Raw genomic sequence first — 22,816 nt, 5'->3', positions numbered from 1 at the left:
GTGGCAAAGATCCTCGACTAAGCAACCTTCCTGGGACATGCCCGCGGGCATGTCCCCTTTCATCCGGGCCACTGGCCCATCGCTCTTTTAAGGAACAATCATGCAGAACCAGAAGATCCGTATCCGCCTGAAGGCTTTCGACTATCGCCTGATCGACCAGTCGGCAGCCGAAATCGTGGATACCGCCAAGCGTACCGGTGCTATCGTCAAGGGTCCCGTGCCCCTGCCGACCCGTATTCAGCGCTTCGACATCCTGCGTTCGCCGCACGTCAACAAGACCAGCCGCGATCAGTTCGAGATCCGCACTCACCAGCGCCTGATGGACATCGTCGACCCGACCGATAAGACCGTCGACGCGCTGATGAAGCTCGACCTGCCGGCAGGCGTGGACGTCGAGATCAAGGTGTAAATATGTTTCGGGCCGCATCGGCGGCCTGTTGCAGCAAAACGGCGAACTTCGGTTCGCCGTTTTTGTTTTGTGGTGACCAGATTTCTTGCCTGGCTCAGCCCCGACCGCGTCGCCGCAAGGTCTCCCCAGGGCACTCACCAAACGCACGCCGGTACTCGACGCTGAATCGCCCCAGGTGAGCAAAGCCCCAGCGCAACGCGGCGGCCGTTACCGAAGACAGCGTTGCGTCATTGAGCAGATCCTGCCTCACTCGTTCCAGACGGACCGTGCGCAGATAGATCATTGGACTCAGGCCCCGATGCTCGCGGAATCCCGCATACAGGCTGCGCAGACTGACCCCCGCCATCTCGGCGAGCAGCGCGGGCGTCACCGCTGCATCGGCGTGGGCATGGATATATTCCTCGACAACCTTCACGTGCCTTGGCGCCAGCGGCTTGCCGTGTTCGCGTAATACGTCGGACAGGCTGTGCGGCTGGAACGTCAGCAATGTGCCGATTGCCAACTGCTCGAGCTGGCAGGCGGTTAGCGGGTGACTCGCGGTCTGCGGCGCGTGGTTCAAGGTGTCGGCCAGATACTGGACGAGCGACTGCCACCCCGTGTTGCGCCAGGCCATGCCGAGCTGGAAGCGCAGCGGCTGGTTCGGCCGCCGGCCCAGATATGCCGCGCAAACGCGTTCCAGCGCGCTGCGCTCGATGCGTACGATGAGTTGGTCGTTGTCGGCGCTCCACCGCATCCGCAGGGGTTCGCTCGGTGTCAGCACCGAGGCGCATTCTGAATCCGAGACAACGTGCTGCCCGCCGCAGTGAATATCCGCCTGGCCAGCCATCGGCATCTGTATCAGCAAGAAATCACCGAGCGGGCCGGGGTCGATGGTCACGTCGCCGCCGTAACTGAGCCGGTTGAAGGACACCGCGCCCACGGGCACGTGATGCATTCGCGCACGCAGTGCATTGCCATGCAGGGTGAGCCGATGGGGCTTGAAGACCGACGCAACCCGCGCACGCGTGGTGTCGAGGTCGTCGGAATCGAACACCAGACGTGCAGTGTTGTGAAGCAGGGCACCTGCCAGCGGCACCATGGCCGGGGCAGTGGGGGGCATCTGCGGCATGTCTCGCTCCTGGCGGGGCCGGCCCGGGCGCTGCCGCATCTGCCGGTGGATCGCCACCCTGACCGAACGTGCGCGCCGCGTGATTCCGGCTGCTGTCAGCCGGCTGGCACGGTGCGCAGCGGCTGATTCGCTGCGCACCACTATAGCGGATTCGTCCCCGGCCCCTACGTCCCCCTTGAACGGGGACGCACTTTCCTGCACTAATCGGATAGCCGCTGCACTAGGCGGCTAGTTTGCTGCGGTGCGGGTCTCCGATCATGTAGGCAACGGCGGGGCACGCACGGCGGCCATACCCACAAAACATACAGGAGCAAAAGGCATGGGCCAGACCATCCAGATCCAGACCCAGGACGGCAACTTCAGTGGCTATCTCGCCACTCCGGCAGTAGGTAAGGGCCCGGGCATCGTGCTGTGCCAGGAGATCTTCGGCGTCAACGCCACCATGCGGCAGGTGGCCGACTACTACGCCGAGGAAGGCTATACCGTGCTGGTGCCGGATCTGTTCTGGCGCATCAAGCCCGGGATCGAGCTAACCGACCGCGGGGCGGACTTCCAGCGTGCACTCGGCTTGTACCAGCAATTTGACGAAGATAAGGGCGTGCAGGACGTCGGCGCCGCTCTCGCCACGCTGCGCCAACGCCCCGAATGCGCTGGCCAGACCGGTGTGCTCGGCTTCTGCCTCGGCGGCAAGCTGGCCTATCTGGCGGCGTGCCGACTGCCGGACGTAGCCTGTGCCGTCGGTTACTACGGGGTTGGTATCGAGCGCGCGCTTGGCGAGGCCAGAAACATCCGTGGCCGGCTGGTACTGCATGTCGCCGAGCGCGATGGCTTCTGCCCGCCCGAGGCGCAGGCGAGCATCCGTGAAGCGCTGTCCGGCCAGCCAGGTGTCGAGTTGTACGTCTATCCGGGGATGGATCACGCGTTTGCGCGCGCCGGCGGCGAGCACTTCGACAAGGCCTCGGCCCTGATGGCGCACCAGCGTTCGATCGCGGCGTTCCGCGCCGAGATGGGGCCGCACTACGATTTCTCCGCGTTGTGGGACAAGCATTGCGAGTACGAATTCGCCACGCGCGATGTCGATGCCACGATGGCGACGATGGTGCCCGAGCCATACGTCAACCACATCCCGACGATGACCGGCGGCGTGGGCTACCGGCAGCTCAAGCGCTTCTACCAGCACCATTTCGTCCACAGCAATCCGCCCGACACCACGCTGATTCCGCTGTCCCGCACGATCGGTGCCAGCCAGGTGGTGGACGAGATCCTCTTCTGCTTTACCCACACCTGCGAGATCGACTGGATGCTCCCCGGCGTGCGTCCAACCGGCAAGCGCGTCGAGATCCCGCTGATCGCCATCATCAAGTTCCGTGGCGACAAGCTCTATCACGAGCATATCTACTGGGACCAGGCCAGCGTGCTGGTGCAGGTCGGCCTGCTCGATCCCAAGGGGCTGCCAGTGGCCGGTATCGAGACGGCACGCAAGCTGCTGGACGAGACGCTGCCATCCAACACGCTGATGGCGCGCTGGAGCGAGAGCGAAGGCAAGTAACGCCCGCAGCCAACGTCGCGGAACGGGCGCAACGCGGGGACGGCACGTCAGAGGCCGCCCCGCACATCAACCGAGGAGACACCATCATGCAAGGCTTGCAGGACAAGGTAGCCATCGTCACAGGCGGCGCCACACTGATCGGCGCGGGAGTTGCACGTGCATTTGCCGAAGCGGGTACCCGCGTGGCGATTCTCGATATCGACGCCGCCGGCGGCGAGCGTGTGGCGGCATCGTTGGGGCCGATGGCCATGTTCGTGCCCACCGACATCACCCAGGACGATCAGGTCCGCAGCGCGGTCGCGCAGGTGGTCAGCCGCTTTGGCGGCGTGGATTTTCTGGTCAACCTGGCCTGCACCTACCTGGATGATGGCTTTCGCTCTTCCCGTGCTGACTGGCTGGCGGCTCTCGATGTGAACGTGGTGTCCGGCGTCATGCTGGCGCAGGCCGTGCACCCGCACATGCGCACGCGTGGCGGCGGTGCCATCGTCAATTTCACCAGCATCTCGGCACGGGTCGCGCAGACCGGACGCTGGCTCTATCCGGTCTCCAAGGCCGCCATGGCGCAACTGACGCGCAGCATGGCGATGGACCTCGCGCCGGACCGCATCCGCGTCAATGCCGTCTCGCCGGGATGGACCTGGTGCCGGCTGATGGACGAAGTCAGCGGTGGCAACCGCGCGCGCACCGATGCTGTGGCCGCGCCCTTCCACATGCTCGGACGCGTTGGTGAGCCGGACGAGGTCGCACAGGTGGTCCTGTTTCTCTGCTCGGATCACGCCAGCTTCGTCACCGGAGCGGACTACGCGGTGGATGGCGGATACGCCGCCATGGGCCCTGAACAGAACGTGCCGGCCATCGGCAAGCTGGCTGGCTGAATCGCCTTCCGAAAACAGATCACGGAGACAACCATGAGCCAACGTATTGCCATCGTCGGTGCCGGCCAGTCCGGATTGCAGATGGCCCTGGGGCTGCAGGCCAGAGGCTATCGGGTGACTTTGCTGTCTAATCGCACCGCGGACCAGATTCGCGCGGGAAAGGTGATGTCCAGCCAATGCATGTTCGATCGCGCGCTGCAGACCGAGCGCGATCTCGATCTCAATTGGTGGGAGGAAGCGTGCCCGCCCGTGGAAGGTATCGGCCTGGCCATTCCCCATCCGGAACGGCATGGCGAGAAGCTGATCGACTGGGCGGCCCCGCTAGACCGCGTGGCGCAGGCAGTGGACCAGCGCCTGAAGATGCCGGCGTGGATGGATGCCTTCGTCGAACGCGGCGGCGATCTGCGCATTGTCGATGTCGGGCTGGATGAACTGGAAGCCCTCACGCTCGAGCACGACCTGGTGCTGCTGGCCGCCGGCAAGGGGGAGATCGTGAGCCGCTTCGAGCGCGACGCCGCACGCAGCCCTTTCAGTGCGCCCCAGCGCGCGCTGGCGCTGACGTACGTCACGGGCATGGTGCCGCGCACACCTTTCTCGCGGGTTTGCTTCAACCTGATCCCGGGGGTAGGGGAGTACTTCGTGTTCCCAGCGCTCACGCTATCCGGGCCATGCGAGATCATGGTGTTCGAAGGGGTTCCGGGCGGCGACATGGACCGCTGGTCCGAAGCGCGTACGCCGGAAGCGCACCTTGAGGAGAGCCTGCGCATTCTGCGTACCTATCTGCCCTGGGAGGCCGAGCGTTGCGATCACGTGGCGCTGACCGATGCCAATGGCATCCTGTCGGGCCGCTTCGCGCCGACGGTGCGCAAGCCGGTGTTGACCCTGCCTTCCGGTCGACTGGTATTCGGAATGGCCGACGCCGTGGTCGTCAACGATCCCATCACTGGCCAGGGCTCGAACAACGCCGCCAAGTGCTGCAAGGTGTATCTGGACGCCATCCTCGCGCGGGATGGGCTTCCCTATGACGCGGACTGGATGAACCAGACGTTCGAGCGGTACTGGGCGTATGCGGGCGATGTGGTCAACTGGACCAACTCGCTGCTGACCCCGCCGCCGCCTCATATCCTCGGCCTCCTGGGCGCCGCGGGCCAGTCGCCGGCATTGGCCGCGCGCATTGCCAACGGATTCGACAATCCACCGGACTTCTTCCCGTGGTGGTCCGATCCGGTGGCATGTCAGCAGTTGATTGACCAGCAACTGGCCAAGGCAGCGTGACATGGACTCGACCAAGATAGTCGCAAGCGCGCCGGCGGGCGCGCCCGATCCCCGGGCCTTGCGAAGGGTCTGCGGACGGTTCGCGACGGGCGTGGCGATCATTGGCGCGTGCGCCCCGCAAGGCCGGCCGGTGGGGCTGACCGTGAACTCGTTCGCCTCGCTGTCGCTGGATCCGCCGCTGATCGTTTGGAGCCTGGCGCGCCATTCGCCCAATGTGGCCCTGTTCCAGTCAGGAGAGGCCTTCGGCGTGAGCATCCTCCGGGCAGGGCACGACGAACTGGCGCGTCGATTCGCCAGACCCCAGCCTGACAAGTTCGCCGGCGTGCCGCACTGGCGCTGTCCGCGTGGCGTGCCGTATCTTGACGAGGCGCTCGCGACGCTCTCGTGCCGTGTCGAGCGTGCCGACCCGCTCGGCGATCACCTGCTGATCGTCGGTGCAGTAGAGGATTTTGCCGCCTCCGATGGTGATCCGCTGGTGTTCTATGGGGGTGATTTCGTCCGCGTGGCCGCCTGAAATGCACACTTCGGCAGCCATCGCGCCGCCACGAGTTGGCTTTACGCCGCAATTTCGCCGAATTCTGCCACTACAGATGTAGTTCTGCGCGGGATTCGGCAATTGAACTTGCCCTTTCCAAGCTCCTGCGATATAGTGTAAGGCTACCCGTTTCTCCGGGTAGCGGGGGCCGTTTTGGTCGTGCGCAATTTCTTTCGCGCAACCCGCACTCACACAGTTTTCGTGTATCAATCAGCCCCGGCCAATCGCAGCTGGGAATGGAGCAAACCATGAGCCTTGGCCTTGTAGGTCGCAAGGTTGGCATGACCCGTATTTTCACGGACGACGGTGATTCGATTCCCGTTACCGTGGTCGAGGTCGGCGACAACCGCGTGACGCAAATCAAGACGGACGAGACCGACGGTTACACCGCCGTTCAAGTCACCTTTGGCAGCCGACGCGCAAGCCGCGTTACCAAGCCGCTGGCGGGTCACCTCGCCAAAGCCGGTGTGGAAGCTGGCGAAGTCATCAAAGAATTCCGCATCGATGCAGCCAAGGCTGCCGAGCTGCAAGCTGGCAGCTCGCTCTCCGTCGACCTGTTCCAGGTTGGCCAGAAGATCGACGTGCAGGGCGTGAGCATCGGTAAGGGCTACGCCGGTACCATCAAGCGCTACCACTTCGCATCGGGTCGTGCCACCCACGGTAACTCGCGTTCGCACAACGTTCCGGGTTCCATCGGTATGGCGCAGGATCCGGGCCGCGTGTTCCCGGGCAAGCGCATGACGGGTCACCTGGGTGACGTTACCCGCACCGTGCAAAACCTCGAGATCGCCAAGATCGACGCAGAGCGCAAGCTGCTGCTGGTCAAGGGCGCCATCCCCGGTTCCAAGGGCGGCAAGGTCATCGTGACCCCGGCCGTCAAGGCCAAAGCTTAAGGAGCGCATGTAATGGAACTCAAGCTCCTCCAGGACAACGGTCAAATCGGCGCCGGCGTTGCCGCGTCTGCCGAAGTGTTCGGCCGTGACTACAACGAAGCCCTCGTTCACCAGATCGTCGTCGCTTACCAGGCCAACGCGCGTAGCGGTAACCGTAAGCAGAAGGATCGTGAAGAGGTCAAGCACACGACCAAGAAGCCGTGGCGCCAGAAGGGTACGGGCCGTGCTCGTGCCGGTATGTCGTCCTCGCCCCTGTGGCGTGGCGGTGGCCGTATCTTCCCGAATTCGCCGGAAGAGAACTTCAGCCAGAAGGTCAACAAGAAGATGTTCCGTGCCGGTATGCGCTCGATTTACTCGCAGCTCGCACGTGAAGGTCGTATCAACGTGGTGGACGGTTTCGCTGTCGACGCGCCCAAGACCAAGCTCTTGGCCGACAAGTTCAAGGCCATGGGCCTGGACTCGGTGCTGATCATCACCGACAACCTCGACGAGAACCTCTACCTGGCTTCGCGCAACCTGCCGAACGTGGCAGTCGTGGAGCCGCGTCATGCTGATCCGCTGTCGCTCGTGCACTACAAGAAGGTGCTGGTGACGAAGGCGGCTGTCGCGCAGATCGAGGAGTTGCTGAAATGACGCAAGTAGCCAAGAACGATCATCGTTTGATGCAGGTGCTGCTCGCGCCGGTGGTTTCCGAAAAGGCAACCCTGGTAGCCGACAAGAATGAACAAGTCGTGTTCGAAGTGGCTCGCGATGCCAACAAGGCAGAAGTGAAGGCCGCAGTCGAACTGCTGTTCAAGGTCGAGGTGCAGTCCGTTCAGATCCTGAACCAGAAGGGCAAGCAAAAGCGCTTTGGCCGCTTCATGGGCCGTCGCAACCACGTGAAGAAAGCTTACGTGTCGCTGAAGCCGGGTCAGGAAATCAATTTTGAAGCGGAGGCCAAGTAATCATGGCACTCGTCAAGACCAAGCCGACTTCCCCGGGCCGTCGCTCGATGGTGAAGGTGGTCAACAAGGACCTTCACAAGGGCGCCCCGCACGCTCCGCTGCTGGAAAAGCAATTCCAGAAATCGGGCCGTAACAACAATGGTCATATCACCACCCGCCACAAGGGCGGTGGTCATAAGCACCACTACCGCGTGGTCGACTTCAAGCGCAACGACAAGGACGGCATCGCCGCCAAGGTCGAGCGCCTGGAATACGATCCGAACCGCAGCGCGAACATCGCGCTGGTGCTGTTCGCCGACGGCGAGCGCCGCTACATCATTGCCACGAAGGGCATGGTGGCTGGCCAAGCCCTGATGAACGGCTCGGAAGCGCCGATCAAGGCTGGTAACAACCTGCCGATCCGCAACATCCCGGTTGGTACCACGATCAACAACGTGGAAATCCTGCCTGGCAAGGGAGCGCAAGTTGCGCGTGCTGCTGGTGGTTCCGCCGTGCTGCTGGCCCGCGAAGGCCTGTACGCTCAGGTTCGTCTGCGCTCCGGTGAAGTGCGTCGCGTGCATATCGAATGCCGCGCCACCATCGGTGAAGTGGGCAACGAAGAGCACAGCCTGCGCGTCATCGGCAAGGCCGGTGCAACCCGCTGGCGCGGTATTCGCCCGACCGTTCGCGGCGTGGTGATGAACCCGGTCGACCACCCGCATGGTGGTGGTGAAGGCAAGACTGCTGCTGGTCGCGATCCTGTGTCGCCGTGGGGTACCCCTGCTAAGGGTTACCGTACCCGCAGCAACAAGCGCACGGACAGCATGATCGTCCAGCGCCGCCACAAGCGCTAATCGGTAGGTAGGAGCTAAAGATATGACTCGTTCCGCAAAAAAGGGTCCGTTCTGCGACGGCCACCTGCTGAAGAAGGTGGAAGCGGCCGTTGGCGGCAAGGACAAGAAGCCCATCAAGACATGGTCGCGTCGTTCGACCATTCTGCCGGACTTCATCGGCCTGACGATCGCCGTGCACAACGGCCGTCAACACGTGCCGGTGTACGTGACGGAAAACATGGTTGGCCACAAGCTCGGCGAATTTGCGATCACTCGCACGTTCAAGGGCCACGCGGCTGACAAGAAAGCGAAGAGGTAAGGTGCCATCATGGAAGTGAAAGCGATTCATCGCGGTGCCCGCATCTCCGCCCAGAAGACGCGTCTGGTTGCTGACCAGATCCGTGGTCTGCCGATCGAGCGTGCGCTCAACATCCTGGCTTTCAGCCCGAAGAAGGCCGCCGGGATCGTGAAGAAGGTGGTCGAATCGGCCATCGCCAACGCTGAGCACAACGAAGGCGCTGACATCGACGAGCTGAAGGTCAAATCGATCTTCGTCGACAAGGCAACCTCGCTCAAGCGCTTCACCGCACGGGCGAAGGGCCGCGGCAACCGCATCGAGAAACAAACCTGTCACATCACTGTGACGCTCGGCAACTAAGGAGTCACGATGGGACAGAAGATTCATCCGACTGGCTTCCGTCTGGCCGTCAGCCGTAACTGGGCTTCGCGTTGGTACGCCAACAACACGAAGTTCGCCGGCATGCTGAAAGAAGACATCGAAGTTCGCGAGTTTCTGAAGAAGAAGCTCAAGAACGCATCGGTTGGCCGCGTCGTGATCGAGCGTCCTGCCCGTAATGCACGTATCACCATTTACAGCTCGCGTCCGGGCGTGGTGATCGGCAAGAAGGGTGAGGACATCGAACTGCTGAAGGCCGAGCTGCAACGTCGCATGGGTGTGCCCGTGCACGTGAACATCGAGGAAATCCGCAAGCCGGAAACCGATGCGCAGCTGATCGCCGATTCGATCACGCAGCAGCTCGAGCGCCGCATCATGTTCCGTCGTGCGATGAAGCGCGCGATGCAGAACGCGATGCGTCTGGGTGCCCAAGGCATCAAGATCATGAGCTCGGGTCGTCTGAACGGTATCGAAATCGCACGTACCGAGTGGTACCGCGAAGGCCGTGTGCCCCTGCACACCCTGCGCGCCGACATCGACTACGGCTTCTCCGAAGCCGAAACCACTTACGGCATCATCGGTGTCAAGGTGTGGGTCTACAAGGGTGATCACCTGGGCCGCAACGATGCGCCTGTGGTTGAAGAGCCGCAAGAAGACCGTCGTCGTCGCCCGGGTCGTCCGGAAGGCCGTCGCCGCGAAGGTGAAGGCCGTCCGGCTGGTAACCGCCGCGGTGGTGCCGGTGCTGGTCGTCGTGCTGCGCCTGGCGCAGATGCGAAGAGTGGAGAATAACAATGCTGCAACCGAAGCGTAGGAAGTATCGCAAGGAGCAGAAGGGCCGCAACACGGGTAAGGCTACCCGTGGTAACGCCGTGTCTTTCGGCGAATTCGGCCTGAAGGCAATGGGCCGTGGTCGCCTGACCGCTCGTCAAATCGAGTCGGCACGTCGTGCGATGACCCGTCACATCAAGCGTGGCGGCCGCATCTGGATCCGGATTTTCCCGGACAAGCCGATCTCGAAGAAGCCTGCCGAAGTTCGTATGGGTAACGGTAAGGGCAACCCGGAATACTACGTGGCTGAAATTCAGCCGGGCAAGATGCTGTACGAAATGGATGGCGTGAGCGAAGAGCTGGCGCGTGAGGCGTTCCGCCTCGCGGCCGCCAAGCTGCCGATCGCCACGAATTTCGTGGTGCGTCAGGTCGGTACGTAAGGAGAGTTAGGGATGAAAGCATCCGAACTGCGCGGCAAGGACGCCGCAGGCCTGAACCAGGAGCTCTCCGAGCTGCTGAAGGCCCAATTTAGCCTGCGCATGCAAAAGGCCACCCAACAGCTGCAGAACACCAGCCAGCTGAAGAAGGTGCGCAAGGACATCGCGCGTGTGCAAACCGTGCTGACCGAAAAGGCGAACGCGAAATGACTGAAGCTGCGAAGACTGAAACGTCGCTTCGCCGTACCCTCGTGGGTCGTGTCGTGAGCGACAAGATGGACAAGACCGTGACGGTCCTGATCGAAAACCGCGTCAAGCACCCCCTGTACGGCAAGTACGTGCTGCGTTCGAAGAAGTACCACGCACACGACGAAGCCAACCAGTACAAGGAAGGCGACAAGGTCGAGATCCAGGAAACCCGTCCGCTGTCGCGGACCAAGTCCTGGGTGGTTTCCCGGCTGGTAGAAGCTGCGCGCGTCATCTAAACACAACAGTGTCGCGATGACTTGCAAGTCCAGGGTTATATGCTATAATCCTGGACTTCCGCTTTGTTGCGCTTGCCCTTGCAGTATCACCCGGGCGGGCCTGTGAAGCGAGCCAGGGTCTGGCGCTCCATGTTTTACGGGGCAACAGGCACTACCGACTTCCAAGTTGATCAACCCAAGCGGTGCGGGGCGCAATGCCAGGTACCGACGGGACCAAGACTGACCGGCGGGCTTCGTATATAGAAAGTCTGGCGGATTAAGTTGGGAAGATAACACCATGATTCAGACAGAAAGCCGGCTCGAAGTGGCCGATAACACCGGTGCGCGCGAAGTGCTGTGCATCAAGGTACTGGGTGGGTCCAAGCGCCGCTATGCGAGCGTGGGCGACATCATCAAGGTGACCGTGAAGGACGCAGCGCCGCGCGGTCGCGTGAAGAAGGGCGACATCTACAACGCAGTCGTCGTGCGTACCGCCAAGGGCGTGCGCCGCGCTGATGGTTCGCTCGTCAAGTTCGACGGCAATGCTGCTGTCCTGCTGAACAACAAGCTCGAGCCGATCGGCACCCGTATCTTCGGGCCGGTGACTCGTGAACTCCGTACCGAGCGCTTCATGAAGATCGTGTCGCTCGCTCCGGAAGTGCTGTAAGGAGCCGCCATGAACAAGATTCGCAAAGGCGACGAAGTCATCGTGCTGACCGGTAAGGACAAGGGCAAGCGCGGCACGGTGCAAGCAGTGCAGGGTGACAAGGTCGTGGTTGAAGGTGTGAACGTTGCCAAGAAGCACGCTCGCCCGAACCCGATGCTGGGCACCACCGGTGGTGTGGTCGACAAGCTCATGCCGCTGCATATTTCCAACGTTGCGCTCGTAGATGCCAATGGCAAGCCGTCGCGCGTCGGTATCAAGGTCGAAGACGGCAAGCGCGTGCGCGTGCTGAAGACGACCGGTGCCGTCCTGGCCGCTTGATTCTGGGCACAGATAGGAGTTGAGCATGACAGCACGTCTGCAAGAGTTTTACAAAGAACAGGTTGTGCCGGCGCTGATGAAGCAGTTCGGCTACAAGTCGGTCATGGAAGTGCCGCGTTTCACCAAGATCACCCTGAACATGGGCCTTGGCGAAGCCATCAATGACAAGAAGGTCATTGAACTGGCCGTTGGCGACCTGACCAAGATCGCCGGTCAGAAGCCTGTGGTGACGAAGGCCAAGAAGGCCATCGCCGGCTTCAAGATCCGTCAGGGCTACCCCATCGGTGCGATGGTGACCCTGCGCGGTGAGCGTATGTTCGAATTCCTGGATCGTTTCGTGACCGTGGCCCTGCCGCGCGTGCGTGACTTCCGTGGTGTGTCGGGCAAATCGTTCGACGGTCGTGGTAACTACAACATCGGTGTGAAAGAGCAGATCATTTTCCCCGAAATTGAGTACGACAAGATCGACGCACTGCGTGGTCTGAACATCAGCATCACGACGACGGCTAAGAACGACGAGGAAGCCAAGGCTCTCCTGAATGCGTTCAAGTTCCCGTTCCGTAATTAAGGGGTAACCGTGGCTAAACTGGCTCTGATTGAACGTGAGAAGAAGCGCGCAAAGCTCGTGGCGAAGTACGCCGACAAGCGCGCAAACCTCAAGGCCATTATTGACGACCAAGAAAAGTCGGAAGAAGAGCGTTATCTGGCGCGCCTCGAGCTGCAAAAGCTCCCGCGCAACGCGAACCCGACTCGCCAGCGTAATCGCTGCGCGATCACCGGTCGTCCCCGCGGTACCTTCCGCAAGTTTGGCCTGGCGCGTAACAAGATTCGTGAAATCGCCTTCAAGGGCGAAATTCCGGGTCTGACGAAAGCCAGCTGGTAATTACGCACAGGCTACAGGAGAAACAGTATGAGCATGAGCGATCCTATCGCCGATATGCTGACGCGCATTCGCAACGCCCAGGGCGTGCAGAAGGCGTCGGTGGTCATGCCCTCGTCCAAACTGAAGGCTGCGATCGCCAAAGTCCTGAAGGACGAAGGCTACGTCGAAGACTTCTCGGTGCAGGAAGAAGGCGGCAAGGCGCAACTGACCATTGGTCTGAAGTATTACGCCGGCCGTCCGGTTATCGAGCGCATTGAGCGCGTTTCGAAGCCCGGTCTGCGCGTGTACAAGGGCCGCAGCGACATTCCCCAAGTGATGAACGGCCTGGGCGTAGCGATCATCTCGACCCCCCAGGGTCTGATGACCGACCGCAAGGCACGTGCCACTGGCGTGGGCGGCGAAGTTCTCTGCTACGTCGCGTAAGGAGCAAACATGTCCCGTGTAGGTAAGGCTCCCATCGCGCTGCCGAAAGGCGCGGAAGTTAATGTGGCGGCTGGCGTGCTCTCCGTGAAGGGCCCGCTCGGTACGCTGTCCCAGCCGATTCATAGCCTGGTGAAGGTCAACGTTGCCGAAGGCACGCTGACGTTCGAACCGGCCGACGAATCGCGCGAAGCTAATGCCCTGCAAGGCACCATGCGCGCGCTCGTCGCGAACATGGTCAAGGGCGTGACCACCGGTTTCGAGCGCAAGCTGCAGCTGGTTGGCGTGGGTTACCGCGCTCAACTGCAGGGCGCCGCTCTGAAGCTCCAGCTTGGTTTCTCGCACGACGTGATCCATGAGATGCCGGAAGGCGTGAAGGCGGAAACGCCGACGCAGACCGAGATCATCATCAAGGGTGCGGACAAGCAGAAAGTCGGTCAGGTTGCCGCGGAAGTTCGCGCGTACCGTCCGCCTGAGCCCTACAAGGGCAAGGGTGTTCGCTACGCTGACGAGCGCGTCATCCTGAAGGAAACCAAGAAGAAGTAAGGGGTGCAATGATGAACAAGAAAGACGCTCGTTTGCGCCGTGCACGTCAGACCCGCGCCAAGATCGCGGAACTGAAGGTGAATCGTCTGACCGTGTTCCGTACGAATTCGCATATTTACGCTCAGGTGTACTCGCCGTGCGGCACGCAAGTGCTGGCTTCGGCTTCGACCGCCGAGGCAGAAGTGCGCAAGGAACTGAATGGCAACGGCGCTACCGTCGCTGCCGCCACCGTGGTGGGCAAGCGTGTTGCCGAGAAGGCAAAGGCTGCCGGCGTGGAAACCGTCGCGTTCGATCGCGCTGGCTTCCGCTTCCACGGCCGCGTGAAGGCTCTGGCTGACGCTGCGCGCGAAGCCGGCCTCAAGTTCTAAGCGCTCACAGAGAGATACGTCATGGCAAAGATGCAAGCAAAAGTCCAACAGGACGAACGCGACGACGGCCTCCGCGAGAAGATGATCTCGGTCAACCGTGTCACCAAAGTGGTGAAGGGTGGTCGTATCCTCGGTTTCGCTGCGCTGACCGTGGTGGGTGACGGCGATGGCCGCATCGGCATGGGCAAGGGCAAGGCCAAGGAAGTTCCGGTGGCCGTGCAGAAGGCAATGGACGAAGCCCGTCGCAAGATGGTCAAGGTCGCACTGAAGAACGGCACGCTGCAGCACGAAGTTGTTGGTCGTCACGGCGCAGCCAAGGTTCTGATGATGCCCGCCAAGGAAGGTACCGGCGTGATCGCCGGCGGCCCGATGCGCGCGATCTTCGAAGTGATGGGTGTGACGAACGTTGTGACCAAGTCGCACGGTTCGACGAACCCTTACAACATGGTTCGTGCCACCCTCGATGGTCTGACCAAGATGAGCACGCCGGCAGAAATCGCCGCCAAGCGTGGCAAGTCGGTTGAAGACATCCTCGGCTAAGGTGAACGAAATGTCGCAGAAAACCGTAAAAGTGCAACTCGTGCGCAGCCTGATCGGCACGCGCGAGGATCATCGCGCCACCGTTCGTGGCCTGGGCCTGCGCCGTCTGAACTCCGTTTCGGAGCTGCAGGACACGCCCGCCGTGCGCGGCATGATCAACAAGGTCTCGTACCTGGTCAAGGTTCTGGCCTGATCGGGACTTGGAGAGCAACATGCAACTGAACAACCTGAAACCGGCTGACGGTTCGAAGCACGCTAAGCGTCGCGTCGGCCGCGGTATCGGCTCCGGCCTGGGCAAGACGGCTGGTCGCGGTCACAAGGGTCAGAAGTCGCGTTCGGGCGGCTTCCACAAGGTGGGCTTCGAAGGCGGTCAAATGCCGCTGTATCGTCGTCTGCCGAAGCGTGGTTTTACCTCGCTGACCAAGGCCTTCACCGCCGAAGTGACGCTGCGCGACATCGAGCGCCTGGAAGCTGCTGAAGTGGACCTGCTGGTCCTGAAGCAAGCTGGCCTGGTAGGCGAGCTGGTCAAGAGCGCAAAGGTCATCAAGGCCGGTGAACTGTCCCGCAAGGTGACGATCAAGGGTCTGGGTGCCACCGCTGGTGCCAAGGCTGCGATCGAAGCCGCTGGCGGCCAGATCGAAGCGTAATTACGCAGTAGCATTCGCAGCATAGGCGAAGTCACAGTCGGAGCATCGTTTGGCCACGGCGAAACCCAATGCAAGCGCGCAGGCCAGGAACACGGCGAAGTACGGCGATCTCAAGCGCCGGTTGATGTTCCTGGTGCTGGCTCTGATCGTTTACCGCATCGGTGCGCATATTCCGGTGCCGGGGATTGATCCGGACCAGCTTGCGAAGCTTTTCCAGTCTCAGTCAGGTGGCATCCTCGGGATGTTCAACCTGTTCTCGGGCGGTGCGCTGTCGCGCTTTACCGTCTTCGCGCTCGGCATCATGCCGTACATCTCGGCATCGATCATCATGCAGTTGTTGACGATCGTACTGCCGCAGTTGGAGTCGTTGAAGAAGGAAGGGCAGGCAGGGCAACGCAAGATTACGCAGTACACGCGTTACGGCACCGTGGTTCTGGCCACGTTCCAGGCGCTGTCGATTGCGGTTGCGCTGGAATCGCAGCCTGGTCTCGTGTTGGAACCGGGTCTGATGTTCCGGGCCACGGCGGTGATCACGCTGGTGACTGGCACGATGTTCCTGATGTGGCTGGGTGAACAGATCACCGAGCGTGGTCTGGGCAACGGTATCTCGATCATCATCTTTGGCGGTATCGCGGCGGGCTTGCCCAATGCGATTGGCGGACTGTTCGAACTGGTCCGTACGGGTTCCATGAGCATCATCGCGGCGATCTTCATCGTGGCGATCATTGCGGGTGTGACCTTCGCCGTGGTGTTTATCGAGCGTGGCCAGCGCAAGATTCTGGTGAACTATGCCAAGCGTCAGGTCGGCAACAAGGTGTACGGCGGTCAGTCGTCGCACCTGCCGCTGAAGCTGAACATGGCAGGGGTGATCCCGCCGATCTTTGCATCGTCGATCATCCTGTTCCCGGCAACGATTGCGGGCTGGTTTACGTCGGACTCGACGAGTGCGGTCGGTCGGTTCATCAAGGACCTGGCTGCCACGCTGTCGCCGGGTCAGCCGGTGTACATCCTGCTGTATGCAACTGCGATTGTTTTCTTCTGCTTCTTCTATACGGCTCTGGTGTACAACAGCCGGGAAGTAGCGGATAACCTGAAAAAGAGTGGTGCCTTCATTCCGGGCATCCGTCCGGGCGAGCAAACGACGCGCTATATCGACAAGATCTTGGTGCGCCTGACGCTGGCTGGTGCGATTTACATCACACTAGTCTGCCTGTTGCCGGAATTCCTGGTGCTGCGCTGGAACGTTCCGTTCTATTTCGGCGGAACCTCGCTGCTGATCATCGTGGTCGTCACGATGGACTTCATGGCACAGGTACAGTCCTACGTCATGTCGCAGCAGTATGAGTCGCTGCTGAAGAAGGCGAATTTCAAGGGTAACCTGACCTTGCGTTAAAAACAGGTTGGGACAGGCTCAGGTATGGCAAAAGACGACGTCATCCAGATGCAAGGGGAGGTCCTGGAAAATCTCCCCAACGCGACGTTCCGCGTCAAGCTTGAAAACGGCCACGTAGTACTGGGCCATATCTCCGGCAAGATGCGAATGAACTACATCCGGATTCTTCCGGGTGACAAGGTGACTGTCGAGCTGACCCCATATGATCTGTCACGCGCACGCATCGTCTTCCGGACGAAGTGAAGCGAACAGGAATTGAAGGAAGAGGAAAATCATGAAAGTGCTGGCTTCTGTTAAGCGCATTTGCCGCAACTGCAAAATCATCAAGCGCAACGGTGTCGTGCGCGTGATCTGCTCGTCGGATCCCCGCCACAAGCAACGCCAAGGCTAATCGGAAAGAGGATTGACGAATGGCACGTATCGCAGGGGTTAACATCCCGAACCACAAGCATACCGAAATCGGCCTGACGGCCATTTACGGTATCGGCCGCTCGCGCGCCCGCAAGATTTGCGAGGCCACCGGTGTACCGTTTGACAAGAAGGTCAAGGACCTGACCGACGCCGACCTGGAAAAGCTTCGTGATGAAGTGGGCAAGGTCACGGTCGAGGGTGACCTGCGTCGTGAAACCACGATGAACATCAAGCGTCTGATGGACCTTGGTTGCTATCGTGGCATGCGTCACCGCAAGGGTCTGCCGATGCGCGGTCAGCGTACCCGCACCAATGCTCGTACCCGTAAGGGTCCGCGCAAGGCCGGCGTGGCACTGAAGAAGTAAAGCCGAAGGCATAGGAAGAATCGAATGGCAAAAGGTCCGAATAACGCCGCCCAGCGCGCGCGTAAGAAGGTCAAGAAGAACGTTGCCGACGGCATTGCGCACGTCCACGCTTCGTTCAACAACACCATCATCACCATCACCGACCGCCAGGGCAACGCTCTGTCGTGGGCGACCGCAGGTGGCCAGGGCTTCAAGGGTTCGCGTAAGTCGACCCCGTTCGCTGCCCAGGTTGCTGCCGAGAACGCCGGCCGTGTTGCGCAAGACCAGGGTATCAAGAACCTGGAAGTGCGCATCAAGGGCCCCGGTCCCGGCCGTGAGTCGGCTGTCCGTGCGCTGAACGCGCTGGGCATCAAGATCGCGGTGATCGAAGATGTGACGCCGGTGCCGCACAACGGCTGCCGCCCGCCGAAGCGCCGCCGTATCTAAGCGCTTGGTTTGCCGGAGAACCGCAAGGGGGTTTTGATCCCTTGCCTCCGGACTGTGGTAGTATCGCGCGTTCGCCTGCTGCAATCTGATTGCAGCAGGTTTTCGTTTTGCGTCTGGACGAAGGGGTCATTGCCTCCGCAGTCCGGCGTGTTGTCATGCTTTTGCGTTGCGTCCGTGCGGCAGGCTGCCTGTCGTTGGCGGATGAAGAACCATAAGCCCACCGTCCGTTACAACCGGTGACGGACTCATGGCGCGTCATGATGGCGCCGTGATCGATCAAAGGAAGATAAAGTGGCACGTTATACCGGCCCGAAGGCCAAACTCTCCCGCCGCGAAGGCACAGATCTGTTCCTGAAGAGCGCACGCCGCTCGCTGGCCGACAAGTGCAAGCTGGACAGCAAGCCTGGCCAACACGGTCGCACTTCGGGCGCCCGTACGTCCGACTACGGCAACCAGCTCCGCGAAAAGCAGAAGGTCAAGCGTATCTACGGCGTACTCGAGCGTCAGTTCCGCCGTTACTTCGCCGAAGCCGATCGCCGCAAGGGCAATACCGGTGAAAAGCTGCTGCAACTGCTGGAATCGCGTCTGGACAACGTCGTGTACCGCATGGGCTTCGGCTCGACCCGCGCTGAAGCGCGTCAGCTGGTGTCGCACAAGGCGATCCTGGTGAACGGTCAGACGCTGAACGTTCCGTCGGCCCAGATCAAGGCGGGCGATATCGTGTCGGTGCGCGAGCAGTCGAAGAAGCAAGTGCGTATCGCCGAAGCACTGTCGCTGGCTGAGCAGTCGGGCTTCCCGACCTGGGTTGCTGTGGATGCCAAGAAGTTCGAAGGCACGTTCAAGCAAGCCCCGGATCGCGCCGACATCTCCGGCGACATCAACGAAAGCCTGATCGTCGAATTGTATTCGCGTTAATCGCCGAATCGATCATCGAACGGTTCAGCGCTTGCCTTTCAAGCAAGGCTTCGCTTTCAGCCCGACGCGCTCTGTGGCGCGTCGGGCTTATTGCCCATCGTACGATGGGATTCTCAGGTTCCAAACGTCAGCCTTATCGGTGTAACGAGCCGAGGGTATTGAAAAGGACAACCTAATGCAAACAGCACTCCTCAAGCCAAAAATCATCGCCGTTGAACCGCTGGGCGACCATCACGCCAAGGTCGTGATGGAGCCGTTCGAGCGCGGTTACGGTCATACGCTCGGTAACGCCCTGCGTCGCGTGCTGCTGTCGTCGATGGTCGGTTATGCGCCGACTGAGGTCACGATCGCTGGGGTGGTCCACGAGTACTCCACCATCGATGGCGTGCAAGAAGACGTCGTCAACCTGCTCCTCAATCTGAAGGGCGTGGTGTTCAAGCTGCACAACCGCGACGAAGTCACGGTTTCTCTGCGCAAGGACGGTGAAGGCGTGGTGACGGCAGCCGATATCGAACTGCCGCACGACGTCGAGATCATCAACCCGGGTCACGTCATTGCTCACCTGTCCGCCGGTGGGAAGCTCGACATGCAGATCAAGGTTGAACAAGGCCGCGGCTATGTGCCGGGTAACGTTCGCAAGTTCGGTGACGAAGCCAGCAAGGTGATCGGCCGTATCGTGCTGGACGCCTCGTTCTCGCCGGTCCGCCGGGTTTCGTACGCCGTCGAATCGGCGCGTGTGGAACAGCGTACCGATCTGGACAAGCTGGTGATGAACATCGAAACCGACGGCGTGATCTCGCCCGAGGAAGCGATTCGTCAGTCGGCCCGTATCCTGGTTGACCAGCTGTCGGTGTTCGCCGCCCTGGAAGGCACCGAATCGGCTGCCGAGGCCGCTTCGAGCCGCGCGCCGCAGATCGATCCGATCCTGCTGCGCCCGGTCGACGACCTCGAACTGACGGTGCGTTCGGCCAACTGCCTGAAGGCCGAGAACATCTACTACATCGGCGACCTGATCCAGCGTACCGAGAACGAACTGCTCAAGACTCCCAACCTGGGTCGCAAGTCGCTCAACGAGATCAAGGAAGTCCTGGCTTCGCGTGGTCTGACGCTCGGCATGAAGCTCGAGAACTGGCCGCCCGCAGGTCTGGAGAAGTAATTGAAGTCGTGGGGTAGCGGTAACGCCGCCCCACGCTTCGTACGCGCCACAGGCATTCCGTCCGTGGCATGGAAGCCCCACCGGCCCGCGCCGTTGCGCAAGCAAAGGCGATAGAAGAGCTGGTTAAACACTGAAATCGAAAGGAATCATCATGCGTCACCGTCATGGTTTGCGGAAACTGAACCGCACCTCGTCGCACCGTCTCGCGATGCTGCGCAACATGTCCAACTCGCTGTTCCAGCACGAGCTGATCAAGACCACCCTGCCCAAGGCGAAGGAACTGCGCAAGGTTGTCGAGCCGCTCATCACGCTGGCCAAGAAGGACACCGTTGCCAACCGCCGTCTGGCTTTCGCCCGTCTGCGCGACCGCGACATGGTTACCAAGCTGTTCACCGAACTGGGCCCGCGCTATGCCACCCGTCCGGGCGGCTACACCCGCATCCTGAAGTTCGGCTTCCGTCAGGGCGACAACGCGCCGATGGCGCTGGTCGAGCTGGTGGATCGTCCGGAAATCACCGAAGCCCCGGCTGAAGAAGCGGCGGAATAAGTGATGCCTGATCCCGTCTTTCGCTGACGGGATTTTGGACACGGCACTACAATCGAGCCAGGCTTTTGCCTGGCTCTTTTGTTTTGTGCCTTGTTTTGCGCCGGAATCTGGAAATGACCGCTTCGAATGCTTCCCTTTCCGCTCAGTCGGCAGATCCGGCGGAGTCGGTGCTGATTGCGATGACGAACCTGCCGGACGAGGCGTCGGCGATCCGCCTGAGCGCGGCCATTCTCGAGGCGCGCGTAGCGGCGTGTGTGAACCGGATGGCACCATGCCAGTCGGAGTACTGGTGGCAGGGTCGGCTGGAGCAAGCGCAGGAGTGGCCGCTGCTGATCAAGACGACGCAGCGTCAGTACGGGGCCCTGGAGGCGTTGATCCGCGCCGCGCATCCTTACGACGTACCGGAGCTTGTCGCATGGCCGCTAGCGGCCGGTTTGCCGGCCTATCTGGACTGGGTCCGGAGCGAAGCGACGGGTGCTGACGACAAGGTCTGAAGCTACTGAAGCTTCTCAAGTATCGGAATATCAACACATGGTAATGACGGGTAGCAGCATCGGAACAATGTGGAAAACCGGTGCGACGCGCGGGAATCTGGTGCGACATATCGCCGCACTATGGCTGACGGTATTCGCCTGCCTCTTCTTCTGGACCGTTGCACATGCGGCGACCGAAGACGATTTCCTGCCGCCGGAGCAGGCCTTCCGATTTGTCGCCAGGCAGATCGACCAGAAAACCGTCGAGGTTCGCTTCGACGTAGCCGATGGCTACTACCTCTACCGGGAGCGCTTCGCCTTTGCTGCCCAGCCGGCTGACGTAAAGCTCGGCAAGCCGGAGATGCCTGCCGGAAAGGTCCATTTCGATGAGACCTTTGGCAAGGACATGGAGACGTATCGCGGTGCCGTCGTGATCAAGGTGCCGGTGGAGCAGGCGCCCGCAGATGGCCGCTGGTCGCTCGTTGTGACGTCGCAGGGCTGTGCGGACAAGGGGCTTTGCTATCCGCCGATGGAAAGCATCTACAAGGTCGGTGGCTCTGTACTTGGCAACTTGTTCGGCGATCGTGGCGCGGCTGCCCAGTCGACGCCGGAGGCGCAGGCTCCAGCCGCCGTGCAATCTGCGCCAGATAGCGCGACGCCGACGCGTCAAAGCAAACTGGTCGACGACACTGATCGGATCGCCAATGCACTCGCCAGTCGCAATCTCGCGCTGATCGGGGCCCTGTTCTTCGGCCTCGGCATTCTTCTGACATTCACGCCGTGCGTGCTGCCGATGGTGCCGATCCTTTCGTCGATCGTCGTCGGCGAGCATGTCACGCGCGGGCGTGCGTTCCTGGTGTCGCTCTCCTATGTGCTTGGCATGGCCGTGGTCTACACCACGGTGGGCGTAGCGGCTGGCCTGGCTGGCGAAGGCCTGGCCGCGGCGCTCCAGACGCCCTGGGTGCTTGGCGCTTTCGCCGCCTTGATGGTCGCGCTCGCGATGTCCATGTTCGGCATGTACGAACTGCAGATGCCGCAGCGCTGGCAAGCCCGACTGACTGAATCCTCGAATCGCCGGCAGAGCGGGCAGTTTGTCGGTGCGGCCCTGATGGGGGCGATTTCCGCGCTGATCGTGGGGCCCTGCGTCACGGCCCCGCTCGCGGGCGCGCTGGCGTATATCGCGCAAACGGGCGACGCCATCACTGGTGGCGGCGCGTTGATGGCAATGGCACTCGGCATGGGCGTGCCGCTGATGCTGGTTGGGATGGGCGCCGGCAATCTGCTGCCACGTGCGGGCAAGTGGATGGAGGCTACCAAGCGCTTCTTCGGCTTCCTGCTTCTGGGCGTGGCGATCTGGATGGTGACGCCCGTACTGCCGGCCTGGGTCGTGATGCTGGCTTGGGCGGCGCTGCTGCTTGTGGCAGCCGTCTATCTCGGTGCGTTCGATGCGCTGGGCCCGGACCCTCGGGGCCTGATGCGACTGGGCAAGGGGCTTGGCCTGCTGGCGGCACTGGTAGGGGCGATTCAGATCGTTGGTGTGGCGTCGGGCGGACGCAATCCTTTGCAGCCACTTTCCCATCTGAGTCTGTCGGCGGCTACGCTGCCACCGCATGCGGCGGAGACTCGCTTCGAGCGCGTGCGGAGCATCGCCGAACTGGATGCGCGGATCGCGCAGGCCTCCGCTGCCGGGCGTCCGGTGCTGCTGGATTTCTATGCCGACTGGTGCGTCAGTTGCAAGGAGATGGAGAAGCTGACGTTCCCGGACGCGAAAGTCAGGGCGCAACTCGCGGACGTCGTCCTGTTGCAGGCTGACGTGACAGCCAACAATGCCGACGATCGCGCGTTACTGAAGCGTTTCGGTCTGTTCGGCCCGCCGGGCATCATCCTTTTCGGCAAGGATGGCCAGGAGCGCCCGGTGCGGGTGATCGGCTATCAATCGGCATCGCGCTTCCTCGAAAGCCTTGAGCGCGCGCTGGGGCCACGGTCGCAGACCTGA

Annotated in this window: 36 protein-coding genes; 35 read left to right on the top strand and 1 reads right to left on the bottom strand. The window is 61.5% G+C overall.

What is annotated here, in order from left to right; translation table 11 throughout:
• The first annotated feature begins 100 nt into the window (after positions 1–100).
• On the top strand, positions 101–409 hold the full coding sequence (rpsJ, locus tag B2246_RS17665) for a 30S ribosomal protein S10 (protein ID WP_006160488.1): 309 nt from the start codon (positions 101–103) through the stop codon (positions 407–409).
• Between the two features lie 94 nt (positions 410–503).
• Here the strand turns inward: rpsJ and B2246_RS17660 are convergent, their stop codons facing one another.
• Complete coding sequence (locus B2246_RS17660) at positions 504–1,517, bottom strand: AraC family transcriptional regulator (protein ID WP_035881088.1); 1,014 nt, start codon at positions 1,515–1,517, stop codon at positions 504–506.
• Between the two features lie 319 nt (positions 1,518–1,836).
• On the opposite strand from B2246_RS17660, the gene B2246_RS17655 reads away from it, so the two are divergent.
• From B2246_RS17655 to dsbD, 34 genes are all read left to right on the top strand, one after another.
• On the top strand, positions 1,837–3,066 hold the full coding sequence (locus B2246_RS17655; protein WP_035881089.1) for a dienelactone hydrolase family protein: 1,230 nt from the start codon (positions 1,837–1,839) through the stop codon (positions 3,064–3,066).
• Between the two features lie 86 nt (positions 3,067–3,152).
• Complete coding sequence (locus B2246_RS17650) at positions 3,153–3,941, top strand: SDR family oxidoreductase (protein ID WP_008642904.1); 789 nt, start codon at positions 3,153–3,155, stop codon at positions 3,939–3,941.
• A 33-nt stretch (positions 3,942–3,974) separates the two neighbouring features.
• Positions 3,975–5,216, top strand: coding sequence for a styrene monooxygenase/indole monooxygenase family protein (locus B2246_RS17645; protein ID WP_035881090.1), 1,242 nt, complete (start codon positions 3,975–3,977; stop codon positions 5,214–5,216).
• 1 nt (position 5,217) lies between these two features.
• A complete protein-coding gene (locus B2246_RS17640; RefSeq protein ID WP_035881091.1) occupies positions 5,218–5,730 on the top strand; it encodes a flavin reductase family protein in 513 nt (170 codons plus the stop codon).
• A gap of 269 nt (positions 5,731–5,999) precedes the next feature.
• Entirely contained in the window at positions 6,000–6,644 is a 645-nt protein-coding gene (gene rplC, locus B2246_RS17635) for a 50S ribosomal protein L3 (RefSeq protein ID WP_008642922.1), read from the top strand.
• A 12-nt stretch (positions 6,645–6,656) separates the two neighbouring features.
• Positions 6,657–7,277 carry a 50S ribosomal protein L4 gene (rplD, locus tag B2246_RS17630; RefSeq protein WP_008642923.1) on the top strand — a complete coding sequence of 207 codons (621 nt, stop codon included), beginning with the start codon at positions 6,657–6,659 and terminating at the stop codon, positions 7,275–7,277.
• Positions 7,274–7,588 (top strand): 50S ribosomal protein L23, encoded by a 315-nt coding sequence (gene rplW / locus B2246_RS17625; protein ID WP_006576245.1) that lies wholly within the window; start codon positions 7,274–7,276, stop codon positions 7,586–7,588. The genes rplD and rplW overlap by 4 nt, the downstream gene beginning before the upstream one ends.
• Before the next feature lie 2 nt (positions 7,589–7,590).
• Positions 7,591–8,421, top strand: a complete 831-nt coding sequence (gene rplB, locus B2246_RS17620; protein WP_008642926.1) for a 50S ribosomal protein L2 — start codon at positions 7,591–7,593, stop codon at positions 8,419–8,421.
• Between the two features lie 22 nt (positions 8,422–8,443).
• The gene (gene rpsS, locus B2246_RS17615; RefSeq protein WP_008642928.1) at positions 8,444–8,719 is read left to right on the top strand and encodes a 30S ribosomal protein S19; all 276 of its coding nucleotides are present in this window, start codon (positions 8,444–8,446) and stop codon (positions 8,717–8,719) included.
• A 9-nt stretch (positions 8,720–8,728) separates the two neighbouring features.
• Positions 8,729–9,058 (top strand): 50S ribosomal protein L22, encoded by a 330-nt coding sequence (rplV, locus tag B2246_RS17610; protein WP_008642930.1) that lies wholly within the window; start codon positions 8,729–8,731, stop codon positions 9,056–9,058.
• A 9-nt stretch (positions 9,059–9,067) separates the two neighbouring features.
• Positions 9,068–9,865 (top strand): 30S ribosomal protein S3, encoded by a 798-nt coding sequence (rpsC, locus tag B2246_RS17605; RefSeq protein WP_008642932.1) that lies wholly within the window; start codon positions 9,068–9,070, stop codon positions 9,863–9,865.
• A 2-nt stretch (positions 9,866–9,867) separates the two neighbouring features.
• The gene (gene rplP, locus B2246_RS17600) at positions 9,868–10,284 is read left to right on the top strand and encodes a 50S ribosomal protein L16 (protein ID WP_006576240.1); all 417 of its coding nucleotides are present in this window, start codon (positions 9,868–9,870) and stop codon (positions 10,282–10,284) included.
• Between the two features lie 12 nt (positions 10,285–10,296).
• The gene (rpmC, locus tag B2246_RS17595; RefSeq protein ID WP_008642937.1) at positions 10,297–10,491 is read left to right on the top strand and encodes a 50S ribosomal protein L29; all 195 of its coding nucleotides are present in this window, start codon (positions 10,297–10,299) and stop codon (positions 10,489–10,491) included.
• On the top strand, positions 10,488–10,766 hold the full coding sequence (gene rpsQ, locus B2246_RS17590; protein WP_008642939.1) for a 30S ribosomal protein S17: 279 nt from the start codon (positions 10,488–10,490) through the stop codon (positions 10,764–10,766). The genes rpmC and rpsQ overlap by 4 nt, the downstream gene beginning before the upstream one ends.
• Positions 10,767–11,043: 277 nt before the next feature.
• Positions 11,044–11,412 (top strand): 50S ribosomal protein L14, encoded by a 369-nt coding sequence (rplN, locus tag B2246_RS17585; RefSeq protein ID WP_006576237.1) that lies wholly within the window; start codon positions 11,044–11,046, stop codon positions 11,410–11,412.
• A gap of 9 nt (positions 11,413–11,421) precedes the next feature.
• A complete protein-coding gene (rplX, locus tag B2246_RS17580; RefSeq protein WP_008642940.1) occupies positions 11,422–11,730 on the top strand; it encodes a 50S ribosomal protein L24 in 309 nt (102 codons plus the stop codon).
• A 25-nt stretch (positions 11,731–11,755) separates the two neighbouring features.
• The gene (gene rplE, locus B2246_RS17575) at positions 11,756–12,298 is read left to right on the top strand and encodes a 50S ribosomal protein L5 (RefSeq protein ID WP_008642941.1); all 543 of its coding nucleotides are present in this window, start codon (positions 11,756–11,758) and stop codon (positions 12,296–12,298) included.
• A 9-nt stretch (positions 12,299–12,307) separates the two neighbouring features.
• Complete coding sequence (gene rpsN, locus B2246_RS17570) at positions 12,308–12,613, top strand: 30S ribosomal protein S14 (protein ID WP_008642942.1); 306 nt, start codon at positions 12,308–12,310, stop codon at positions 12,611–12,613.
• Positions 12,614–12,640: 27 nt separating this feature from the next.
• The gene (gene rpsH / locus B2246_RS17565; RefSeq protein WP_008642944.1) at positions 12,641–13,036 is read left to right on the top strand and encodes a 30S ribosomal protein S8; all 396 of its coding nucleotides are present in this window, start codon (positions 12,641–12,643) and stop codon (positions 13,034–13,036) included.
• 9 nt (positions 13,037–13,045) lie between these two features.
• Positions 13,046–13,579 (top strand): 50S ribosomal protein L6, encoded by a 534-nt coding sequence (rplF, locus tag B2246_RS17560; protein WP_008642946.1) that lies wholly within the window; start codon positions 13,046–13,048, stop codon positions 13,577–13,579.
• A gap of 11 nt (positions 13,580–13,590) precedes the next feature.
• Positions 13,591–13,947: a 50S ribosomal protein L18 gene (rplR, locus tag B2246_RS17555; protein WP_008642949.1), complete on the top strand. Its 357-nt coding sequence runs from the start codon at positions 13,591–13,593 to the stop codon at positions 13,945–13,947.
• Positions 13,948–13,968: 21 nt separating this feature from the next.
• Positions 13,969–14,487, top strand: coding sequence for a 30S ribosomal protein S5 (gene rpsE / locus B2246_RS17550; protein WP_008642951.1), 519 nt, complete (start codon positions 13,969–13,971; stop codon positions 14,485–14,487).
• Positions 14,488–14,497: 10 nt separating this feature from the next.
• Positions 14,498–14,680, top strand: a complete 183-nt coding sequence (gene rpmD, locus B2246_RS17545) for a 50S ribosomal protein L30 (protein WP_008642953.1) — start codon at positions 14,498–14,500, stop codon at positions 14,678–14,680.
• Positions 14,681–14,699: 19 nt separating this feature from the next.
• Entirely contained in the window at positions 14,700–15,134 is a 435-nt protein-coding gene (gene rplO, locus B2246_RS17540) for a 50S ribosomal protein L15 (protein ID WP_008642954.1), read from the top strand.
• Positions 15,135–15,183: 49 nt separating this feature from the next.
• Entirely contained in the window at positions 15,184–16,527 is a 1,344-nt protein-coding gene (secY, locus tag B2246_RS17535) for a preprotein translocase subunit SecY (protein WP_008642955.1), read from the top strand.
• A gap of 24 nt (positions 16,528–16,551) precedes the next feature.
• On the top strand, positions 16,552–16,770 hold the full coding sequence (infA, locus tag B2246_RS17530) for a translation initiation factor IF-1 (RefSeq protein WP_010812378.1): 219 nt from the start codon (positions 16,552–16,554) through the stop codon (positions 16,768–16,770).
• 31 nt (positions 16,771–16,801) lie between these two features.
• Positions 16,802–16,918 carry a 50S ribosomal protein L36 gene (gene rpmJ / locus B2246_RS17525; RefSeq protein WP_008642959.1) on the top strand — a complete coding sequence of 39 codons (117 nt, stop codon included), beginning with the start codon at positions 16,802–16,804 and terminating at the stop codon, positions 16,916–16,918.
• A 19-nt stretch (positions 16,919–16,937) separates the two neighbouring features.
• The gene (gene rpsM / locus B2246_RS17520) at positions 16,938–17,303 is read left to right on the top strand and encodes a 30S ribosomal protein S13 (RefSeq protein ID WP_008642961.1); all 366 of its coding nucleotides are present in this window, start codon (positions 16,938–16,940) and stop codon (positions 17,301–17,303) included.
• Between the two features lie 24 nt (positions 17,304–17,327).
• Positions 17,328–17,729, top strand: a complete 402-nt coding sequence (gene rpsK, locus B2246_RS17515; protein WP_008642963.1) for a 30S ribosomal protein S11 — start codon at positions 17,328–17,330, stop codon at positions 17,727–17,729.
• Between the two features lie 291 nt (positions 17,730–18,020).
• Entirely contained in the window at positions 18,021–18,644 is a 624-nt protein-coding gene (rpsD, locus tag B2246_RS17510; RefSeq protein ID WP_008642965.1) for a 30S ribosomal protein S4, read from the top strand.
• A gap of 175 nt (positions 18,645–18,819) precedes the next feature.
• Positions 18,820–19,800, top strand: a complete 981-nt coding sequence (locus B2246_RS17505; RefSeq protein ID WP_008642968.1) for a DNA-directed RNA polymerase subunit alpha — start codon at positions 18,820–18,822, stop codon at positions 19,798–19,800.
• 151 nt (positions 19,801–19,951) lie between these two features.
• Positions 19,952–20,347: a 50S ribosomal protein L17 gene (gene rplQ / locus B2246_RS17500; protein ID WP_008642987.1), complete on the top strand. Its 396-nt coding sequence runs from the start codon at positions 19,952–19,954 to the stop codon at positions 20,345–20,347.
• 113 nt (positions 20,348–20,460) lie between these two features.
• Positions 20,461–20,841 (top strand): divalent-cation tolerance protein CutA, encoded by a 381-nt coding sequence (gene cutA / locus B2246_RS17495; RefSeq protein WP_035881092.1) that lies wholly within the window; start codon positions 20,461–20,463, stop codon positions 20,839–20,841.
• Between the two features lie 67 nt (positions 20,842–20,908).
• The gene (dsbD, locus tag B2246_RS17490) at positions 20,909–22,816 is read left to right on the top strand and encodes a protein-disulfide reductase DsbD (protein WP_051705286.1); all 1,908 of its coding nucleotides are present in this window, start codon (positions 20,909–20,911) and stop codon (positions 22,814–22,816) included.

This window comes from Cupriavidus sp. UBA2010, from assembly GCF_002335265.1.
GTDB lineage: Bacteria > Pseudomonadota > Gammaproteobacteria > Burkholderiales > Burkholderiaceae > Cupriavidus > Cupriavidus metallidurans.
Note: the sequence above shows the minus strand (reverse complement) of the source record. Positions and strands in the feature narration are given on the sequence as shown.

What these genes read in the sequence shown, in the direction of transcription:
- B2246_RS17650 (WP_008642904.1), top strand. Translation starts at nt 3,153, where the DNA reads ATGCAAGGCTTGCAGGACAAGGTAGCCATCGTCACAGGCGGCGCCACA.
- cutA (WP_035881092.1), top strand. Translation starts at nt 20,461, where the DNA reads ATGACCGCTTCGAATGCTTCCCTTTCCGCTCAGTCGGCAGATCCGGCG.
- B2246_RS17660 (WP_035881088.1), bottom strand. Translation starts at nt 1,517, where the DNA reads ATGCCGCAGATGCCCCCCACTGCCCCGGCCATGGTGCCGCTGGCAGGT.
- B2246_RS17505 (WP_008642968.1), top strand. Translation starts at nt 18,820, where the DNA reads ATGCAAACAGCACTCCTCAAGCCAAAAATCATCGCCGTTGAACCGCTG.
- B2246_RS17645 (WP_035881090.1), top strand. Translation starts at nt 3,975, where the DNA reads ATGAGCCAACGTATTGCCATCGTCGGTGCCGGCCAGTCCGGATTGCAG.
- dsbD (WP_051705286.1), top strand. Translation starts at nt 20,909, where the DNA reads ATGTGGAAAACCGGTGCGACGCGCGGGAATCTGGTGCGACATATCGCC.
- B2246_RS17655 (WP_035881089.1), top strand. Translation starts at nt 1,837, where the DNA reads ATGGGCCAGACCATCCAGATCCAGACCCAGGACGGCAACTTCAGTGGC.
- B2246_RS17640 (WP_035881091.1), top strand. Translation starts at nt 5,218, where the DNA reads ATGGACTCGACCAAGATAGTCGCAAGCGCGCCGGCGGGCGCGCCCGAT.
- rpsC (WP_008642932.1), top strand. Translation starts at nt 9,068, where the DNA reads ATGGGACAGAAGATTCATCCGACTGGCTTCCGTCTGGCCGTCAGCCGT.
- rpsK (WP_008642963.1), top strand. Translation starts at nt 17,328, where the DNA reads ATGGCAAAAGGTCCGAATAACGCCGCCCAGCGCGCGCGTAAGAAGGTC.
- rplO (WP_008642954.1), top strand. Translation starts at nt 14,700, where the DNA reads ATGCAACTGAACAACCTGAAACCGGCTGACGGTTCGAAGCACGCTAAG.
- rplE (WP_008642941.1), top strand. Translation starts at nt 11,756, where the DNA reads ATGACAGCACGTCTGCAAGAGTTTTACAAAGAACAGGTTGTGCCGGCG.
- rplQ (WP_008642987.1), top strand. Translation starts at nt 19,952, where the DNA reads ATGCGTCACCGTCATGGTTTGCGGAAACTGAACCGCACCTCGTCGCAC.
- rpsM (WP_008642961.1), top strand. Translation starts at nt 16,938, where the DNA reads ATGGCACGTATCGCAGGGGTTAACATCCCGAACCACAAGCATACCGAA.
- rpsS (WP_008642928.1), top strand. Translation starts at nt 8,444, where the DNA reads ATGACTCGTTCCGCAAAAAAGGGTCCGTTCTGCGACGGCCACCTGCTG.
- rpsH (WP_008642944.1), top strand. Translation starts at nt 12,641, where the DNA reads ATGAGCATGAGCGATCCTATCGCCGATATGCTGACGCGCATTCGCAAC.
- rpsJ (WP_006160488.1), top strand. Translation starts at nt 101, where the DNA reads ATGCAGAACCAGAAGATCCGTATCCGCCTGAAGGCTTTCGACTATCGC.
- rpmJ (WP_008642959.1), top strand. Translation starts at nt 16,802, where the DNA reads ATGAAAGTGCTGGCTTCTGTTAAGCGCATTTGCCGCAACTGCAAAATC.
- rplX (WP_008642940.1), top strand. Translation starts at nt 11,422, where the DNA reads ATGAACAAGATTCGCAAAGGCGACGAAGTCATCGTGCTGACCGGTAAG.
- rpsQ (WP_008642939.1), top strand. Translation starts at nt 10,488, where the DNA reads ATGACTGAAGCTGCGAAGACTGAAACGTCGCTTCGCCGTACCCTCGTG.
- rplP (WP_006576240.1), top strand. Translation starts at nt 9,868, where the DNA reads ATGCTGCAACCGAAGCGTAGGAAGTATCGCAAGGAGCAGAAGGGCCGC.
- rpmC (WP_008642937.1), top strand. Translation starts at nt 10,297, where the DNA reads ATGAAAGCATCCGAACTGCGCGGCAAGGACGCCGCAGGCCTGAACCAG.
- rplW (WP_006576245.1), top strand. Translation starts at nt 7,274, where the DNA reads ATGACGCAAGTAGCCAAGAACGATCATCGTTTGATGCAGGTGCTGCTC.
- rplC (WP_008642922.1), top strand. Translation starts at nt 6,000, where the DNA reads ATGAGCCTTGGCCTTGTAGGTCGCAAGGTTGGCATGACCCGTATTTTC.
- rplF (WP_008642946.1), top strand. Translation starts at nt 13,046, where the DNA reads ATGTCCCGTGTAGGTAAGGCTCCCATCGCGCTGCCGAAAGGCGCGGAA.
- infA (WP_010812378.1), top strand. Translation starts at nt 16,552, where the DNA reads ATGGCAAAAGACGACGTCATCCAGATGCAAGGGGAGGTCCTGGAAAAT.
- rplB (WP_008642926.1), top strand. Translation starts at nt 7,591, where the DNA reads ATGGCACTCGTCAAGACCAAGCCGACTTCCCCGGGCCGTCGCTCGATG.
- rpsE (WP_008642951.1), top strand. Translation starts at nt 13,969, where the DNA reads ATGGCAAAGATGCAAGCAAAAGTCCAACAGGACGAACGCGACGACGGC.
- rplV (WP_008642930.1), top strand. Translation starts at nt 8,729, where the DNA reads ATGGAAGTGAAAGCGATTCATCGCGGTGCCCGCATCTCCGCCCAGAAG.
- rplN (WP_006576237.1), top strand. Translation starts at nt 11,044, where the DNA reads ATGATTCAGACAGAAAGCCGGCTCGAAGTGGCCGATAACACCGGTGCG.
- rpmD (WP_008642953.1), top strand. Translation starts at nt 14,498, where the DNA reads ATGTCGCAGAAAACCGTAAAAGTGCAACTCGTGCGCAGCCTGATCGGC.
- rplD (WP_008642923.1), top strand. Translation starts at nt 6,657, where the DNA reads ATGGAACTCAAGCTCCTCCAGGACAACGGTCAAATCGGCGCCGGCGTT.
- rplR (WP_008642949.1), top strand. Translation starts at nt 13,591, where the DNA reads ATGAACAAGAAAGACGCTCGTTTGCGCCGTGCACGTCAGACCCGCGCC.